Below are 17,830 nucleotides of genomic sequence, written 5' to 3' on the forward strand. Positions count from 1 at the left end.
TGAGCTCTTTTCTCCCCATTGTTACTTTGTAGCAGTGGGTGGAAAAGAGTTTTTTATTTTAATAAAAGTGATTGAATGAAATGAGGAGGTCTTATCAATGAAGACAGAACTGGCAATAAAAGAGGCGCAGTTGAATAGCAGAGTTGAAGAGGATTTTATGACAGGTGCCGATGTCTTGATTGAGGCGTTGGATAATCAAAATGTGGATACAGTATTCGGCTATCCTGGAGGTGCTGTACTGCCCATTTATGATGCACTCCACAAGAGCAATGCATCATTCAATCACATTTTATGCAGACATGAACAAGGTTTGATCCACGCAGCTGAAGGATATGCGCGGACCACCGGGAAACCGGGCGTCGTGATCGCGACGAGCGGACCGGGTGCGACAAACCTGATCACGGGCATCACGGATGCGATGATGGATTCACTTCCAATCGTCGTCTTCACAGGACAGGTGTCCACAGCCGTCATCGGTACTGATGCGTTCCAGGAGGCGGACCTCATCGGTCTGACCACGCCGATCACAAAGTACAATTACCAGGTGACGGATGTCAAAGATTTACCAAGAATCGTAAGGGAAGCATTCCATATCGCCACTACAGGGAGACCGGGTCCGGTGGTGATCGATGTTCCGAAGAACATCTCACAGGAGATCGTCACGGAAGCCTTTGAAACAGACTTCCATCTTCCGGGATACCAGCCGACGATCAACCCGAACCCATTACAGATCAAGCGTCTGATGGATGCGATGCGCACAGCGAAAAAACCGGTCATCCTTTCAGGTGCCGGCGTGCAGTTCGCAAAAGCTTCCGAAGATCTGCTCGAGTTCGCTGAAAAGTACAGGATACCCGTCACTACGACACTGCTCGGCCTCGGTACATTCCCGGGCACACACGAACAGTCCCTCGGCATGGCAGGCATGCATGGATCATATGCAGCGAACATGGCGATATATGAAGCAGACCTCTTGATCAACATCGGTGCAAGGTTCGATGACAGGCTGACCGGTGCGATACAGCACTTCGCACCAAATGCGAAAGTGGCCCATATCGACATCGACCCGGCCGAAATCGGCAAGAACATCGAAACACACATCCCGGTGGTGGGGGATGCCAAAGAAGCACTGAAACGCATGAACAAAACGGAAGTGGACTGCGAAGACCATTCCGAGTGGTATGAGAAAGTAATGAAAAATAAAAACGATGCACCATTCTGGTACGAACGCAGCGATGATTTGATATCACCTCAGTGGCTGATCGAACAAATATATGAAGAAACCGAAGGCCGGGCAATCGTCACGACGGATGTCGGCCAGCACCAGATGTGGGCGGCGCAGTTCTATAAATTCGACGCAGCCAACCGGTTCGTCACAAGCGGAGGCCTCGGCACGATGGGCTTCGGCCTGCCGGCAGCCATCGGTGCACAACTCGGCAGCAGGGATGATACCGTGGTGGCGATCGTCGGTGACGGCGGATTCCAGATGACGATGCAGGAAATGCAGACACTGAAGCATTACAACCTGCCGGTCAAAGTGGTCATCGTCAACAACGAGGCGCTTGGCATGGTGAGGCAGTGGCAGGAGAAGTTCTACGAAGAACGCTATTCCGAGTCACTCCTCGACAACAACCCGGACTTCGTGAAGCTTGGAGAAGCTTTCGGTGCAGAAACTTTCCAGGTAACGGAAGAAAGCAAAGTCAGGGAAACATTGAGGAAAGCATTCGAGCATGACGGCCCTGCCCTGATCGATGCGCGCATCGTCAAACTGGACCTTGTATTCCCGATGGTTGCGCCGGGCAAGGGGAACCATGAAATGATAGGAGTGAAACCATGCGAAGAATAATTACGGCAACGGTGCAGAACTCCAGCGGGGTTCTGAACCGTGTGACCGGCTTACTGTCAAGACGCGGCTTCAATATTGAAAGTATCACAGTAGGCGGGACGGAACAGGAGGGCATCTCCAAGATCACTTTCGTGGTGGACGTCGAAGAAGAGCGCAAAGTGGAGCAGCTGACGAAGCAGCTTCATAAGCAGATCGATGTCCTGAAAGTGAACGACATCACCCACCATAATAAGGTGGCCAGGGAATTGTGCCTCATCAAAGTGGTGGCGACACCGCAGAGCCGTTCCGAAATAAGCGGCATCGTGGAGCCCTTCCGTGCAAGGATACTCGATATTTCAAAGAATTCCCTGATTGTGGAAGTGACCGGGAAGCCGGATAAGGTGGAGGCATTGATTGACCTCCTCACGCCATACGGCATCAAGGAACTTTCACGCACAGGCATCACAGCATTCACCAGAGGCACACAGAGCAAACAGATTTCGGATTACCAAACATTAATAGTATAAATTCACAGGAATGAAAGGGAGAAAATTATTATGACTAAAGTATTTTATGACAAAGATCTTGACCAAGCAGTATTGAACGGAAAAAAAATCGCCATCATTGGTTACGGTTCGCAGGGCCACGCCCACGCACAGAACTTGAGAGAATCAGGCTATGAAGTCATCATCGGTCTAAGAAAAGGTAAATCCTTTGATCAGGCACAAGAAGACGGCTTCGAAGTCAAAGCGGTAGCGGACGCAGTTAAAGATGCGGATGTCACGATGATTTTACTTCCCGACGAACATCAGGCGAAAGTTTACAACGAAAGCATAAAAGATAACATGAAGCCGAACAGCGCACTCGCTTTCGCGCATGGTTTCAACATCCACTTCAGTCAGATCGTACCGAGGGAAGATGTCGATGTATTCCTCGTTGCGCCGAAAGGACCGGGGCACCTCGTACGCAGGACTTACCAGGAAGAAGCGGGCGTTCCGGCACTGTACGGAATCTATCAGGATGTCACAGGAAATGCGACACAGGTGGCGATGGCTTATGCAGGCGGCATCGGTGCAGGCAGGGCAGGCATCCTTCAGACAACATTCCAGGAAGAGACTGAAACCGACTTGTTCGGTGAGCAGGCAGTATTATGCGGCGGCATGACTTCACTTGTCAAAGCAGGATTCGAAACGCTGACGGATGCAGGCTACCAGCCGGAAGTGGCATACTTCGAATGTCTGCACGAATTGAAACTGATCGTCGACCTGATGTATGAAGGCGGCCTTGAAAACATGCGCTACTCGATTTCCGATACAGCGCAGTGGGGTGACTTCGTCAGCGGACCGAGAGTGGTCAACGACGACACTAAAGCGCGCATGAAGGAAATCCTGACGGAAATCCAGGACGGAAGCTTCGCAAAAGACTGGGTGCTTGAAAACCAGGCGGGCCGTCCAAGATACAATGCAATCAATAACCAGGAGTACAACCACCCGATCACACAGGTCGGCAAGGACCTTAGGGAACTAATGCCGTTTGTAGGGGAAGCAGTGAAAAAATAATTGTAAGGAAGGATGATTGGCAATGGCTGATATTCAAATTTTTGATACTACACTGAGGGATGGCGAACAATCGCCGGGGGTGAATCTGAATAAGAGTGAGAAACTGGAGATTGCCAAACAGCTCGAGCGCCTCGGTGTGGATATTATTGAAGCGGGTTTCCCTGCAGCTTCCGAAGGTGACTTCGAAGCGGTGAAGCTGATTGCCGAGACTGTTAAAAACGCTTCGGTGACGGCACTTGCACGGACCCATAAAAAAGATATCGACCGGGCATATGAAGCTTTGAAGAACACTGAAAGACCGAGGATCCATATCTTTTTGGCGACTTCACCCATCCACATGGAATATAAACTGAAGATGACTGAAGAAGAAGTCCTCTCCAAATCCGTCGAGATGGTGAAATACGCCAAAGAGCGGTTCCCGGAAGTGGAATTTTCAGCTGAGGATGCGACGCGTTCCGATATAGATTTCCTGTGCAGGCTGATCGAGCAGGTGATCGATGCCGGAGCCACGGTGATCAACCTCCCGGACACAGTCGGGTTCACCACACCCCTTGAATACGGCCGGATGTTCAAAACGATCAGTGAGAGAGTACCGAACATCAAAAATGTCAATCTATCCTGCCACTGCCACGACGACCTCGGCATGGCGGTCGCGAACTCCATGGCCGCCGTCGAAAACGGCGCAACACAGGTTGAATGCGCAGTGAACGGCATCGGCGAACGTGCAGGCAACGCTGCACTCGAAGAAATCGCCGTCGCCCTTGAAATCCGGAAAGACTTCTACCCTTACCGGACGTCACTCGTGCTGAAGGAGATCAAACGTACAAGCGACATCGTCAGCAAGCTGACGGGCATGTACATCCAGGCGAACAAAGCGGTGATCGGCCGGAATGCCTACGCGCATGAATCCGGCATCCATCAGGACGGCGTGCTGAAAAATGCCGAAACCTACGAAATCATCACACCTGAACTCGTCGGTGTCTCCGAGAACACCCTGTTCCTCGGAAAACACTCCGGCCGCCACGCATTCAAGGACAAAGTGGCGGAGTTCAAACTCGAGTTGAATGAGGATGACATAACTACAGCATTCAAGCGGTTCAAGCTTTTGACGGACCAGAAGAAAGAAGTCACTGAAGATGACATCTACACGATATTAATGGAAATAAAAACCGAGGACACCGATATTCCTATGTACAAGATGGAGAACTTCCAGGTGAATTACGGGCCTGAAAACGGCACTGAAAGTGAAGTTTCGCTCCGGACGCCGGCAGGCGAAGTCGTCTCCAACACGACGATGGGAAGCGGCAGCGTCGATGCACTTTACGGCACGATAAAGAGCCTGATCGATATGGAACTGAACCTGATCGATTATCAGCTGAATTCCGTCGGACGCGGCAAAGATGCGCTTGCTGAAGCACATGTACAGCTGAAAGTGGACGGCCAGGTGATGAACGGACGCGGCACTGCACAGGACGTGATCGAGGCTTCTGCAAATGCCTACATCAACGCCGTGAACCGTTACCTGATCAAGAACACAGAGGAAAAATCAGTCTCGGTCAGCAGATGACCAAAAGGAGTGCCACCCATGAAAAAACATATACTGACCCTTCCGGGTGACGGCGTCGGACCTGAAATAATGACTGGTGCCAAAGCGGTCCTTGAAAAGATCGCCAAAGATTTCAATCACGAATTCACTTTTGAGGACGGCCTCATCGGGGGTGCCGCATATGATGCAACCGGCACACCCCTCGATGATGCGACGCTTGAGCGGGCAAAGAACGCGGATGCAGTCCTGCTCGGTGCAGTGGGCGGCCCCAAATGGGATACGATTGATAAAACTTTGAGGCCGGAACAGGGACTCCTGAAGATCCGCAAGGAACTCGGGTTGTTTGCGAACTTAAGACCCATCAAAGTATTCGATAAACTGATACCCGCTTCTCCACTGAAGGAAACCATCGTCAGCGGTACGGATATTTTATTCGTCCGGGAACTGACGGGGGGACTGTACTTCGGGCGGCCGAGTGAACGGCGGGACGGCGGCAATTCCGTCGTCGACACCCTCATATACACTAAAGAAGAGATAGAACGCATAGTCGAATACGGTTTCCAGGCGGCGAAGCTGCGCGGCGGCAGGCTCACTTCGGTGGACAAGGCAAACGTCCTTGAATCAAGCCGCATGTGGCGTGAGATCGTGGATGCCAAAAGCGCCGAGCACCCTGAAGTGAAAGTCGAGCACGCGCTCGTGGATTCCACGGCGATGAAGCTCATCACCAACCCGGCGCATTTCGATGTCGTCGTCACCGAAAACCTCTTCGGCGATATATTGAGTGATGAAGCATCGGTCATTACGGGATCCATCGGCCTCCTGCCATCTGCAAGCCTGAACAGCGAAGGCTTCGGGTTGTATGAGCCGGTGCACGGTTCGGCCCCGGATATTGCCGGGCAGAATATCGTGAACCCGCTGGCCATGATCCTCTCCGCTGCGATGATGCTCAAATATTCATTCCATTTGAGCGAAGAGGCGGAAGCGGTCGAAGCCGCAGTGGACAATGCGCTGAAAGACGGCATCCATACACCGGACCTCGACTTTGAAGGCGGCCGTAAGGTCGGCACTGAAGAGATGGTGGAAGCCGTAATGAGTTACATTAAATAATAAGAATAAGAGAGTTGATTGAGGAATGGCTGAGAAAAAAACTATTATTGATAAAATCTGGGAAAAACATGTTGTTCATAGAGAAGAGGGACAGCCGGATTTAATATACATCGATCAGCATTTAGTTCACGAAGTCACTTCTCCTCAGGCATTTGAAGGTTTAAGGCTGACAGGCCGGAAAGTCCGGCGGCCGGACCTCACTTTTGCAACGATGGACCACAACGTACCGACGAAGGACCGTGAAAACGTCAAAGATGAAATTTCAGCGAAACAGATGGACGCACTGAAGAAGAACTGTAAGGATTTCGGCGTGAAACTTGCCGATATGTTCCATCCGGATCAGGGCATCGTGCACGTCATCGGACCGCAGCTTGGTCTGACGCAGCCCGGCAAGACGATCGTCTGCGGGGACAGCCACACTTCCACACACGGTGCATTCGGTGCACTTGCATTCGGAATTGGGACAAGTGAAGTTGAGCATGTGCTTGCGACACAGACACTGTACGGCGACCGTCCGAAGACGATGAACGTCAAAGTCAACGGCCCGCTTGGTGCCGGCGTGACCGCAAAGGATTTGATCCTTGCGATCATCGGGAAATTCGGCGTGAAGTTCGGAACAGGATACGTCGTCGAGTATACGGGTGAAGCCATACGTGATCTGACGATGGAAGGCCGCATGACGGTCTGTAACATGTCCATCGAAGGCGGTGCAAGGGCAGGCCTGATCTCACCGGATCAGAAGACGGTGGATTTCCTCACCGGCCGCCGCTACGTTCCAAAAGACGAAGCGGAATTCAATGCACTGGCCGAGGAGTGGCTTGCGCTTGCAACGGATGAAGGTGCAGAGTATGATAAAACGATAGAAATCGATGCTACAGAGATCGAGCCGCAAGTATCATGGGGCACGAACCCGGGCATGGTCGTTCCGATCAGCGGCACGACGCCATCGCTTGATTCCGTCGAGAACAAGGATGAAATCGGCCGTGCGCTGAGTTACATGAACCTGGAAGAGAATCAGCCGATCACATCGATTGAGATCGACCATGTGTTCATCGGATCATGTACGAACTCAAGAGTGCGTGACTTGCAGCGTGCAGCGGAGATCATCGAAGGGAAGAAAGTCAAGGACGGCATCAAGGCAATCGTCGTACCCGGCTCATTCCTTGTGAAGGCGGAAGCTGAAGAGCTCGGCCTTGATAAAGTGTTCAAATCCGCAGGATTCGAATGGCGCGACGCAGGCTGCAGTGCCTGCCTCGGAATGAACGATGATGTCATCCCGGCCGGCGGCCGCTGTGCATCAACTTCAAACCGTAACTTCGAAGGCCGCCAGGGCAACGGCGCCATGACGCACCTTGTAAGCCCTGAGATGGCTGCAGCAGCAGCGATCGAAGGCAGATTCGTGGATGTCCGTGAATACGGTAAAGAACCGCAGATTTCTTAAAGGAGGATATCAATAATGGAAGCAATTGAAAAACACACCGGTACTGTTTATCCTCTCGACAGAGATAATGTGGATACCGACCAGATCATTCCTAAGCAGTTTTTGAAAAGGATCGAACGTACGGGTTTTGGTGAATTCGTGTTTTATAACTGGCGTTTTGATGACGATGGCAATCCGAGGGAGAACTTCGACCTCGACAGTCCGAAATATGAAGATGCCACGATATTGGTTGCAGGCGAGAACTTCGGCTGCGGATCTTCCAGGGAGCACGCACCGTGGGCCCTGCTCGATTTCGGCTTCAAAGTCATCATCGCACCAAGCTTCGCCGACATCTTCTACAGCAATGCATTCAAGAACGGCATCATCCTCATTGAAGCTGAAGAGGATAAAGTGAAGGAATGGCAGGAAAAAGCCCAAACTGGAGACTTCATGCTGGCAGTCGACCTCGTCGAACAGACGGTGACCTCTGACAGCGGAGTATATAAATTTGATATCCCGTCATATCATAAAGAAAAACTCATCAACGGATGGGATGACATTTCACTGACATTGCAGCTCGAGGACAAAATCAAACAATATGAGGAGAGTGGTGGTCGCATGGGGATTTCTTGACCGGTGGATTAGTTCAGGATGCCTGGAGGCATCTTGAATCAACAATCCACAATACGCCTTTAGTCACATCGAATACTACGGACTTACGTACAGACAGAGAAGTTTATTTCAAAATGGAAAATCAACAGAAGACGGGCGCGTTCAAATTCAGGGGCGCCAGTTATAAGTTGATGAAACTATCTGCTTCAGAGTTATCAAAAGGAGTGCTGACGGCTTCAGCCGGAAACCACGCCCAGGGCGTGGCGCTCGCTGCCGCAAAACTCGGCGCCGAAGCTACAATATTCATGGCGGAGTCTACTCCGACAAATAAAGTGGAAGCGACGAGGGGATACGGCGCGAATGTCATCTTAGTGGGAGAAAGTTTCCAGGAAGCGTATGACGCATCGCTTGAGCATCAGAAAAAGACCGGTGCGACTTACGTCCATCCTTTTGATGACTATGACATTATGGCAGGTCAGGGGACGATAGCATTTGAAATGCTGGCTCAACAGCCGGATCTCGATACCTTGATTGTTCCGATCGGCGGCGGTGGTTTGATCAGCGGCATAGCAGTCGCTGCAAAAACGATCAACCCGTGTATACGGGTAATCGGTGTACAGGCCGAAAGGGCGCCATCGACTTTCAAAGCCTACCACGATGGACTGGTTGAACGACTGAAAAGCGTTACAACCATTGCAGAAGGGATAGCAGTCAAAGAGCCAGGTCAGTTGACATTGCCTATAATCAATAAGTATGTAGACGATGTAATTTGCGTATCGGAGCCGGAAATCGCTGATGCGATGATCTACTTCCTTGAAAGAAGCAAAACTTTGGTGGAAGGCGCAGGGGCAGCAGCACTTGCCTGCCTGCTCAACCATCATGATACGATCGATTCGAAAAAGACAGGCATTGTCGTCAGCGGCGGCAATATCGACATCTCAAGAATGCCGGACATACAGAGTCTGGCAAAAGAACTCCGTGTTGAAGCGGGCCTGCAAAATCGTGAGCTCGTGAAGAATCGGCATTGAAAATAAAGTTAAAGCCAATGGCGCGTCCGGGAGACCGGGCGCGTCTTTTTTGGTTGGGGAGGTGGCTGTAAGGGGAGGCTGGTTGTCATGACTGTTTAGTTGTCGTCATTTTCGGGCCTATCTAAACGGGAGAGGCCTCTTAGTGTTTAGTTGGCATAATTTTCGAGGCTATCTAAACGGCAGAAGCCTTTAAGTGTTTAGTTAGCCTAATTCTCAAGCCTATCTAAACGGCAGAAGCCTCCAAGTGTTTAGTTAGCATGATATTCGAGGCTACCTAAACGGCAGAGGCCCCCAAGTGTTTAGTTAGCCTAATTCTCAGGCCTATCTAAACGGCAGAGGCCCCCAAGTGTTTAGTTGGCATAATTTTCGAGGCTATCTAAACGGGAGAGGCCCTTTAGTGTTTAGTTAATGGCAGAACCAGCCCCAGCTAAACAGTAACGGGGAATCGACAAGTATTTTACCTGTCGATTACATTATCAAAACTAAAAATTACACCCACCAAGAGTTGTCCTCGTTGGTGGGTGCCTTCCCATTTTATAAGTTAGATAAAATATCAGTATTCAATCAGGCCTTTAATTCTGTATCTTCTTACAGTGGAGCTGCTTATAAGTTTATTGCTGTACTTTGAAATCATTTCTGAATTCAGTTGCCATGAGGCATTCAATATCCGCAGTTCTGCAATTAACTGCTGTACCACCTCATACTGCCAAAATTCAGCCTGACATGTCCCGCACGCAAACTTATCACGATGCACCCGCTGAAGGGGCACATGCTCACAATCCGGGCAGAACACTCCACCGGAGAGTTCTTCGAAGGTGACGTTTGCGTCTGCATCGTAGGCGGATTTGACGACACGCCTTGAATCGAGCATTTCAATGAATCGGGAGTAATCATACTGGTTTGGCTGCAGCACGTACTTCAGCCGCTTCTTCAGGTTGTTTCGGATATAGAGGTTCTGATGGTTCGGAAAATTGTAGATTGTCTGTTCCGGATGGATGAAGACGATGTTGTTCGTCATATTGAAGTGCATATTGAATTCGCGCATCATTTCCGTCAGGACATTACGGTGGTTGTCGACCTGGTTCAGCGGGTTGACGATTTCCTTACCGCCGACAAACCGCCATGACCGGTCGGCCGTGTATTCGATATCGTACTGGTAGTTCTTTATTTCAAATGTATATATCTGGTCGCCGGCGATGATGATGTTATCGATCTGGACTTCGGACGGGCCGGCGGCTGTTTTCCTGTCATCCGCGGCAGCATCAAGGCGGAACCTGTAATCCTTGAGATGCACAACCGGCACCCCGAGGTCCTCCACAATTCCATCAAACTGCAGCTCTCCGGTGTAGCCCAGCCGGTATTTCAGGAGGTCTTTCCTGTCCCGGGCACTCAATACGGTGCGCCTGTTCAAAATCTCGAGCTGGGCATGCTTCAGGCTTTTCTCCCTCATCAATAGAATTTGACGAGGTCGGTCATCACTTTTTCCAAATCATTGATGAACGCTTCATCAGATTCGAGTTCGGCATCCCCCGGATGGTAGACTTTGCCGACGAGGAATTCACCTTTCTTCACATCACGCAGCCGGACGAGTCCGGCTTCCAATTCTTCATCCGAGATCTCGGACAATTGAGGTTTTTCAGGTTTCATATGATCGAGTGAAATGGAATAATCCTGGGGCAGCTCCCTGAACATCTCAGATTCACTGAGCCATTTCTCCGCCACGTTCTTTTTGTCCGGGGATTCATAGATCACGCCGTACATGCAGAATGCGTGGTCCCCCCACAGGCCGATCTGGAAATGCGGCATCATCTTATAGCCGCGCTTGTTGGCCGAGAAGGCCACCCATGTATCATCCGGCGGATTCACTTTGCGGCGGGCGTGCATCGCAACGTGCGCAAAATGCTCCTCCCCGGTAAGATCCGTCAGGAAACCAGAGAAATGGTCGCCGAGGTTATATAATTTCACGCGTGGATTTTCCTTCAATGCCTCCATGCGGGGGGCGAGGCCGTCGATTTTGAATATGTCGAAATCTTTTTGTGTAAAGCTGTATTTTGTCATGTATATTTTCCCTTCTAAAATTATCGCTGTTAATATGATAAAATAATAAAAGAACCCAATCAAACTTTTGAGGTGTATTTATGGAAATCTATAGATTTGCACAGGAAATCATACTGGATGCCGGGGAATTCATACGGAACCGGATGATTGAAGACTTTAATATCGACAGCAAAATGAATGCCAATGACCTTGTCACTGACGTCGATAAAGAAACCGAACAATTCCTGTTTGATAAAATTGAAGAAAGATACCCGGAGCACAGGATCCTCGGTGAAGAGGGCGCCGGCGCAGACATCGAAGACGCAGACGGTGTCTTATGGATCATCGACCCGATCGACGGCACGCTGAATTTCGTGCACCAGCTTGAAAACTTCGCCGTCTCCATCGGCATCTACATCGACGGCAAGCCGTATGCAGGCCTCATACTCGATGTCATGAAGAATGACCTCTACCATGCAGCCTATGAGCAGGGCGCCTATAAGAACGACGAGGTACTGCATGATATAGAGGAATCGAGCCTGAAGTCCTCGCTCATCTCGACGAATGCCAACTGGCTCGTGCGGGAGGGGATCAACACCCCGTTCATCCAGGTGGTCAAAGATGCCCGCAGCGTACGCTCACTCGGCTCGGCGGCCCTTGAATTCGTCAACGTCGTCCGCGGGACGAGCAGTGCGGCCCTCTTTTACAGGCTCCACCCATGGGATTTCGCAGGCGGCATCATCCTGCTGAACGAAGTCGGCGGCATCACGACGACGCTGCTCGGCGACGAGGTCAGGCTGCTCAAGACGAACAGCATCCTTGCTGCAAATAAAAAGATACATGGAGAGCTTACAGAGTACTTCAAGGCTGATGAGGCATTCATCAAAAATCATAAAGAATTCCATAAACTTTAATCCGCATCACTCCCGAATTTATATTTGCGGGCGGAAATTTTCCTGAAGAGCGCCCCGGTCAGCCTGGTGTATGCATAGTTGTTCAGCTCGAATCCCGTATGGAGGAATATGTCCCGACGGCTGTAGACAACACCGGGCGCGACCTTCTCCAGGCAGAAGAAGTAGTCTTCCGCCAGATGCAGCAGGCTGTCGATGGAGAGGCAGACATTGCACTGCATGAGGTTGCTGTTGAATATCGTGAAATCATGGGAACGGCACTTCAGGCACCTTATTCCGGGCTTGAATAGAGACAGGTCGAATGCATGGCGGCCCTTTTGGAATAAGTCAACTGGGAAGCGGCGTGTCTTTATTCTTCAGGACGGCGGACTGCTCGATGGCCTTCAGGTAGTAGGGCAGATTCAGCTTCGATAAAAACAGGTCCGACTTCCGGGTCTTCAGTACGAAATCATCATTCATCATCACGTACTTCACGATGATCGGGCGCTGGAACTCGCCTTCATCGATCAGCCGGGCCCTAAACATCTGGTACAGTTTGTCGCTGCGGTTCAAGTCGAGCACTGCAGCGTGCGCATCATTGCACAGGATGTTGAAGGCGTTGATGTAATGGCCGCCGGCGAGGTCGTGGAGGATGAATATGTAGTAGCAGTAATCCGTGACCATCAGCACATGGACGAATTCGTAATCACCATCGACATACACTTCAGAGTGCCAGTACACATCGATGTTTGCGGTCTTTATTTCGTCCAGGTACAGTTCGAACTCTTCTTCAAGTTTTTCGGAGCGGCGGAGGGCCCGGTATTCCTTCGTCTCATCTTCGGAAAACGGCAGGCGGTTGTAGAGGAATTCATAAATCTTCAGTTTTTCATTTTTCTTGCGCATCTGTTGCACCCCTTTAATAAGTATTGCTTCAATTGTGCATAAGAGGGGAATTGTCGTCAAAGTGCAACAATTTGATTTTTGGCATGAAAAAAGAACAGAAACCCGGTTTCTGTTCAGCGGAAATTCAAATTCTGTTTGTGGAATGATGCAGAAAAACGAAAACTGTAGTTTTTATAACCAGCCGTTTTCACGGTATTTTTTCTTCAGTGTAAAACCGACCCCGAAGATGCCGATGAAAATCAGCACTGTGAGGGCTGCGAACACCCACATCGCTTCCGCCGCGAAGACCGAAAAAGCGACCATCATCAAAACGGCCAGAAAAGCGAGCAGTAAAAATATAGATTTAGATTTGGGTTTATCCATGATCCGGAACTCCTTACGTGTCATTATATCCTAACAGTATAGCATATTTACCACTTTATCAACAGATTACATTTTATATGAATTAAAGGGCAACTGTGATATAATGGTACAGTTAAAGATCAATTCTAACAATGAAGGGAAAGTCTTAATGAAATTAAGAGAAGATATCCGCAATATCGCAATCATCGCCCATGTCGATCATGGGAAGACCACATTAGTCGACCAATTACTGAAACAGTCCGGCATGTTCCGCGAAAATGAGCATGTGGAAGAACGTGCGATGGACTCGAATGATATAGAGAGAGAGCGCGGTATCACGATACTTGCCAAAAATACCGCGATTGATTATAAGGGCACACGAATAAACATCCTCGATACGCCTGGCCACGCCGATTTCGGCGGGGAAGTCGAGCGGATCATGAAGATGGTGGATGGCGTCATCCTTGTCGTGGATGCATATGAAGGGACGATGCCGCAGACGCGCTTCGTGTTGAAGAAGGCGCTTGAGCAGGATTTGAAGCCGCTCGTCGTCGTGAACAAAATTGATAAAGAAGCGGCACGTCCGGAAGAGGTCGTGGATGAAGTGCTGGAACTGTTCATTGAGCTGGATGCCAATGACGAACAGCTCGAATTTCCGGTCGCCTATGCATCGGCGATGAACGGGACGGCAAGTGAGGATCCGGATAAACAGGATGAAGACATGCAGTCCATCTATGAAATGATCGTCGATTATGTGCCTGCACCTGTTGATAACAGCGATGAGCCGCTTCAGTTTCAGGTGGCGCTGCTGGATTACAACGACTACGTCGGACGTATCGGCGTCGGACGTGTGTTCCGCGGGGAGATGCGCGTCGGTCAGCAGGTATCACTGATCAAAATCGACGGCACCGTGAAGAATTTCCGGGTGACCAAAATATTCGGCTTCTTCGGGCTGAACCGTCTTGAAATCGACCATGCGAAGGCGGGCGACCTCATCGCGGTGAGCGGCATGGAGGACATCAACGTCGGGGAGACGGTGACACCTGTCGACCATCAGGAGGCGATGCCGGTCCTTAGGATCGACGAGCCGACGCTCCAGATGACGTTTTCGGTCAACAACTCGCCGTTTGCAGGGCGCGACGGCAAGTTCGTCACCGCACGCAAAATAGAAGAGCGCCTCGAGCAGCAGCTGGAGACGGATGTATCCCTGAAGGTCGAACCGACCGATCAGCCGGATGCGTGGGTCGTTTCCGGACGCGGCGAGCTGCATTTATCCATCCTGATCGAGAACATGAGGCGTGAAGGTTTCGAACTTCAGGTATCCAAGCCGATCGTCATCGAAAAAGAGATCGACGGCGTCAAATGTGAACCGTTCGAACGTGTACAGATCGATGTGCCGGAAGGCGATACGGGCAGCATCATCGAGTCCCTCGGCCAGCGCAAGGGCGAAATGCTGGATATGTCGAACACCGGCAACGGCCAGACCCGTCTTGTGTTCCTCGTGCCTGCAAGGGGCCTCATCGGCTACAGGACCGAGTTCATGTCCATGACGAGCGGCTACGGCATTTTGAACCATACATTCGAAGAGTACCGTCCGGCAATCAAAGGCCGCATCGGCGGCAGAAGGAACGGTGTACTCGTCTCGATGGACAAAGGCACTGCCTCCACCTATGCGATCCTCCAGCTTTCGGACCGCGGCACGAACTTCATGGAGCCCGGCACCGATGTGTATGAAGGGATGATCGTCGGCGAAAACTCCCGCGATAACGACCTCACGGTGAACATCACCAAAGTGAAGGCGGCGAACAATATCCGCTCCGCAACGAAGGAACAGACGGAGACGATGAAGAAACCGCGTGTCATGACACTTGAGGAAGCACTTGAATTCATCAATGAAGATGAGCTTGTCGAAGTGACGCCGGATACTGTCAGATTGAGGAAGAGGATCCTCGATAAGAGCGCGAGAGAACGTGCCCAGAAGAAAGAAAAGATAAGACTTGAATCGGAGTGAATATAATTGTTTCTCCCAGTTGTACTGTCCAATGCTTCAGTCAATGTCAATGAGCGCCTGACTTTTTTCGGCCGCCTGTACGGCCTCGATACGAACCCCGAGCTCGGGATGTGGCTTTTGTTCATCACCATCTTCATACTCTCCGTCATCGTTTATATTCTGGGCTTCGCCCGGAAGATCAAACTGTGGCAGAATATAGTGATCTATATCGTGATGTTCATAGGGTGCCTGATTTTAACGTTCTTCGGTGCGTTCCTGCCTGTGGCGGAAAGCCTGATCGTTGCTGCGATCGTGCTCGGCCTTTACCGCTTCAGGCTGCACAGGGAGCGTAAGGCGGGCAATATACCGCCGAAACAAAAAGAAGTCAGATGAAAAAAACACGCCGGAAGGCGTGTTTTTATTTTATGGAGATTGCCGTCACGTGCTTCAGGCGCGTCTCCGGTTGATTGTCCTGGATGACGACAAGGTCGATCATATTGTCATCATACAGCCTTTTACCCTCTTCACTGAACTGCGCGAAGTGTTTTCCGCGTTCATTGAAGGGCAGTATCGTCGTGCCGTCGTCATGTGTATATGTAATCATCGCATCGTCCCCGCGTTCAGGTTCCGTATACTCAAGAAAAGGCTTGAGGCCGATGATGAATGTCTCTTCGAGCAGCTGGCTGTTCTTATACTTCTTCTCCGATTTGAGTGTCGGCGGTTTTGAGGTGCCTTCGATGATCTGGCGGTTCCACTCCGTATTGTCGTCGAAGGATATGGCCTCATCCTCCTTCGGGGCGGTCAGTGCCTCGTCCAAAGTCATTTTGCGGTCATCGAAAATCCATGTTGAAGGGTCTAGTGTGATCTGGAATTTGATATCTCCCTGAATTTGTATAATCATAACATCGCTCCTTATGACCTCAATTATATCAAAGTCCGCTTTTATATTATACGCCTTTGGTGAATTTACAGCCTTTGGTTTCCTTGCAATTTTATCTTTCGTGATATAAAATTTTCATTATAGCAAGAAGAGGGGGTAAGTGAGTCCATGAATGAAGAATTGCGTCATCAGGCATATGCACAGCTCGAAGCGGATGCAGATCGTATAGTACAGCTGATCAAGGTGCAGATGGACAATTTGACGATGCCCCAATGCCCTGTCTATGAGGAAGTTTTAGATACACAAATGTACGGACTTTCCAAGCAAGTGAATTTTGCTGTACGTCTTGGGTTGGTGGATGCGGAAGATGGACGGGAGCTCTTGGAGAAACTCGAGATCGAAGTCTCAAAAGTCCATGATCTATATATGCAAGAGGAAAAACTTGAGTCTAAAGAAATTTAATCTTTAGACTTTTTTTAAATGAGGGGACCAATGTGCAATACATAAAAGATTTTTTCAATTACGTCAAAGTATATTCCAAATATGTGGACTTCACCATCATCATCACGTATGTGCTGCTGAGCGTGATCGGACTCGTCATGATCTACAGTGCCAGCATGGTGATGGCATCGAGGGTGGAAGGCACACCCGAATATTATTATCTGAGGCAGATCATGTTCATCATTCTCGGCTTCTCCATCGTTTTTTTCATGACCTACTTCATGTCGGGAGAACTGCTCAGGAATAAAAGATTCCAGATGACTTCGCTGATCGCCATCCTGGTCCTCTTGTTATACACGATGTTTTTCGGCGTGGAAGTCAACGGGGAAAGGAACTGGATAGACGTCGGCCCGCTGCGCCTGCAGACTTCGGAGTTCTTCAAGATAGTCGTCATCATATACATGGCCTACATATATGACAAGAAGCTCTCCCAGCACAGGTTCGACAATGCGGATTACATTTATCCCCTCACTTTCATCGGGATATGTTCCACGCTTGTCCTCATGAACGATTTCGGCACCTGGCTGGTCATCATTTCCATTATTGCCGGCGTCTTCCTTTATTCGGGCGTGCCGCTCAAGCTCATCATGAAGACCGGGCTCGTCCTCACTGTGGCTGCCGGTGTGCTGATCGCCATCTCCATGCTGTTCCGCGGGCAGGTGCTCTCGGACTACCAGGTCGCGCGCATCGAGACATTCATAAACCCATTCGTCGATCCGATGGGGGCGGGGTACCAGCTGACCAATTCCCTCATAGCGATTTCGCACGGCGGGATATTCGGCAACGGGCTCGGCAGCGGAGTGATGAAGCTCGGCTACCTGCCTGAACCGCACACCGACTTCATATCTGCGGTCATTGCAGAAGAGCTCGGCCTTGTGGGGATTTATTTGATATTGATACTCTACATGGTGCTGGTTTTCAAGGCGCTCAGATACGCTGCAATCTCAAACGATAAATTTTACAGCCTGATCTGCATCGGGGTGGCTTTGTATATCGGTATGCAGCTGTTCATCAACATCGGCGGTATATCAAAGATCATCCCATTGACGGGTGTGCCGCTGCCGCTGCTCAGCTACGGAGGTTCTTCATTCCTCTCCGTCTCCATTGCGATAGGATTATTGACCATTGCAGCAAAACATGTTAAAAGGGAAAAAGCAGGATTTTAAACGCCGGTAATTTAAAAATTACCGGTT

19 protein-coding genes are annotated in these 17,830 nt (G+C 50.2%); 13 read left to right on the forward strand and 6 right to left on the reverse strand.

The annotated features are described in order from the left end of the window. The first annotated feature begins 97 nt into the window (after window positions 1–97). From ilvB to ilvA, 8 genes are read left to right on the forward strand one after another with little or no spacing between them, the layout of a single operon-like run. Complete coding sequence (gene ilvB, locus LPW40_RS00685) at window positions 98–1,843, forward strand: biosynthetic-type acetolactate synthase large subunit (RefSeq protein WP_230820332.1); 1,746 nt, start codon at window positions 98–100, stop codon at window positions 1,841–1,843. After that, a complete protein-coding gene (gene ilvN, locus LPW40_RS00690) occupies window positions 1,831–2,349 on the forward strand; it encodes an acetolactate synthase small subunit (protein WP_230820333.1) in 519 nt (172 codons plus the stop codon). The genes ilvB and ilvN overlap by 13 nt, the downstream gene beginning before the upstream one ends. Window positions 2,350–2,379: 30 nt before the next feature. Further along, window positions 2,380–3,381: a ketol-acid reductoisomerase gene (ilvC, locus tag LPW40_RS00695; protein ID WP_230820334.1), complete on the forward strand. Its 1,002-nt coding sequence runs from the start codon at window positions 2,380–2,382 to the stop codon at window positions 3,379–3,381. Window positions 3,382–3,403: 22 nt separating this feature from the next. Further along, window positions 3,404–4,948, forward strand: coding sequence for a 2-isopropylmalate synthase (locus LPW40_RS00700; RefSeq protein ID WP_230820335.1), 1,545 nt, complete (start codon window positions 3,404–3,406; stop codon window positions 4,946–4,948). A gap of 18 nt (window positions 4,949–4,966) precedes the next feature. Further along, window positions 4,967–6,034, forward strand: a complete 1,068-nt coding sequence (gene leuB / locus LPW40_RS00705; RefSeq protein WP_230820336.1) for a 3-isopropylmalate dehydrogenase — start codon at window positions 4,967–4,969, stop codon at window positions 6,032–6,034. Between the two features lie 25 nt (window positions 6,035–6,059). After that, window positions 6,060–7,475: a 3-isopropylmalate dehydratase large subunit gene (leuC, locus tag LPW40_RS00710; RefSeq protein ID WP_230820337.1), complete on the forward strand. Its 1,416-nt coding sequence runs from the start codon at window positions 6,060–6,062 to the stop codon at window positions 7,473–7,475. 15 nt (window positions 7,476–7,490) lie between these two features. Continuing rightward, window positions 7,491–8,087: a 3-isopropylmalate dehydratase small subunit gene (gene leuD, locus LPW40_RS00715; RefSeq protein WP_230820338.1), complete on the forward strand. Its 597-nt coding sequence runs from the start codon at window positions 7,491–7,493 to the stop codon at window positions 8,085–8,087. Then, entirely contained in the window at window positions 8,084–9,094 is a 1,011-nt protein-coding gene (ilvA, locus tag LPW40_RS00720) for a threonine ammonia-lyase (RefSeq protein ID WP_269063142.1), read from the forward strand. Before leuD ends, ilvA begins: the two co-directional genes overlap by 4 nt. 553 nt (window positions 9,095–9,647) lie before the next feature. Here the strand turns inward: ilvA and LPW40_RS00725 are convergent. Next, entirely contained in the window at window positions 9,648–10,544 is an 897-nt protein-coding gene (locus LPW40_RS00725) for a nuclease-related domain-containing protein (protein ID WP_230820339.1), read from the reverse strand. After that, window positions 10,544–11,152 (reverse strand): YktB family protein, encoded by a 609-nt coding sequence (locus LPW40_RS00730; RefSeq protein ID WP_230820340.1) that lies wholly within the window; start codon window positions 11,150–11,152, stop codon window positions 10,544–10,546. The genes LPW40_RS00725 and LPW40_RS00730 overlap by 1 nt, the downstream gene beginning before the upstream one ends. A gap of 80 nt (window positions 11,153–11,232) precedes the next feature. Here LPW40_RS00730 and LPW40_RS00735 point away from each other — a divergent pair, with 80 nt between their 5' ends. After that, window positions 11,233–12,045 (forward strand): inositol monophosphatase family protein, encoded by an 813-nt coding sequence (locus tag LPW40_RS00735; RefSeq protein WP_230820341.1) that lies wholly within the window; start codon window positions 11,233–11,235, stop codon window positions 12,043–12,045. Here the strand turns inward: LPW40_RS00735 and LPW40_RS00740 are convergent. The 3 genes from LPW40_RS00740 to LPW40_RS00750 all read right to left on the reverse strand — a co-directional run bounded on the left by LPW40_RS00740 (window position 12,042) and on the right by LPW40_RS00750 (window position 13,287). After that, the gene (locus LPW40_RS00740; RefSeq protein ID WP_230820342.1) at window positions 12,042–12,263 is read right to left on the reverse strand and encodes a hypothetical protein; all 222 of its coding nucleotides are present in this window, start codon (window positions 12,261–12,263) and stop codon (window positions 12,042–12,044) included. The genes LPW40_RS00735 and LPW40_RS00740 overlap by 4 nt on opposite strands. Window positions 12,264–12,369: 106 nt before the next feature. Further along, window positions 12,370–12,924 (reverse strand): hypothetical protein, encoded by a 555-nt coding sequence (locus LPW40_RS00745; protein WP_230820343.1) that lies wholly within the window; start codon window positions 12,922–12,924, stop codon window positions 12,370–12,372. 171 nt (window positions 12,925–13,095) lie between these two features. After that, window positions 13,096–13,287: a DUF5325 family protein gene (locus tag LPW40_RS00750; RefSeq protein ID WP_097038120.1), complete on the reverse strand. Its 192-nt coding sequence runs from the start codon at window positions 13,285–13,287 to the stop codon at window positions 13,096–13,098. Window positions 13,288–13,435: 148 nt separating this feature from the next. Here LPW40_RS00750 and typA point away from each other — a divergent pair, with 148 nt between their 5' ends. Beyond that, a complete protein-coding gene (typA, locus tag LPW40_RS00755; RefSeq protein WP_413775977.1) occupies window positions 13,436–15,277 on the forward strand; it encodes a translational GTPase TypA in 1,842 nt (613 codons plus the stop codon). 6 nt (window positions 15,278–15,283) lie between these two features. Further along, window positions 15,284–15,649 (forward strand): YlaH-like family protein, encoded by a 366-nt coding sequence (locus LPW40_RS00760; RefSeq protein ID WP_230820345.1) that lies wholly within the window; start codon window positions 15,284–15,286, stop codon window positions 15,647–15,649. 25 nt (window positions 15,650–15,674) lie between these two features. Here the strand turns inward: LPW40_RS00760 and LPW40_RS00765 are convergent, their stop codons facing one another. Then, complete coding sequence (locus LPW40_RS00765) at window positions 15,675–16,157, reverse strand: hypothetical protein (protein ID WP_230820346.1); 483 nt, start codon at window positions 16,155–16,157, stop codon at window positions 15,675–15,677. 147 nt (window positions 16,158–16,304) lie between these two features. Between LPW40_RS00765 and LPW40_RS00770 the strand changes: the two genes are divergently transcribed. Further along, a complete protein-coding gene (locus tag LPW40_RS00770) occupies window positions 16,305–16,598 on the forward strand; it encodes an Fpa/YlaN family protein (RefSeq protein ID WP_230820347.1) in 294 nt (97 codons plus the stop codon). Between the two features lie 32 nt (window positions 16,599–16,630). Further along, a complete protein-coding gene (locus LPW40_RS00775; RefSeq protein ID WP_230820348.1) occupies window positions 16,631–17,803 on the forward strand; it encodes an FtsW/RodA/SpoVE family cell cycle protein in 1,173 nt (390 codons plus the stop codon). The last annotated feature ends 27 nt before the right edge of the window (window positions 17,804–17,830 follow it).

Source organism: Salinicoccus halitifaciens, assembly GCF_021026095.1.
In the GTDB taxonomy this organism is placed as follows: Bacteria; Bacillota; Bacilli; order Staphylococcales; family Salinicoccaceae; genus Lacicoccus; species Lacicoccus halitifaciens.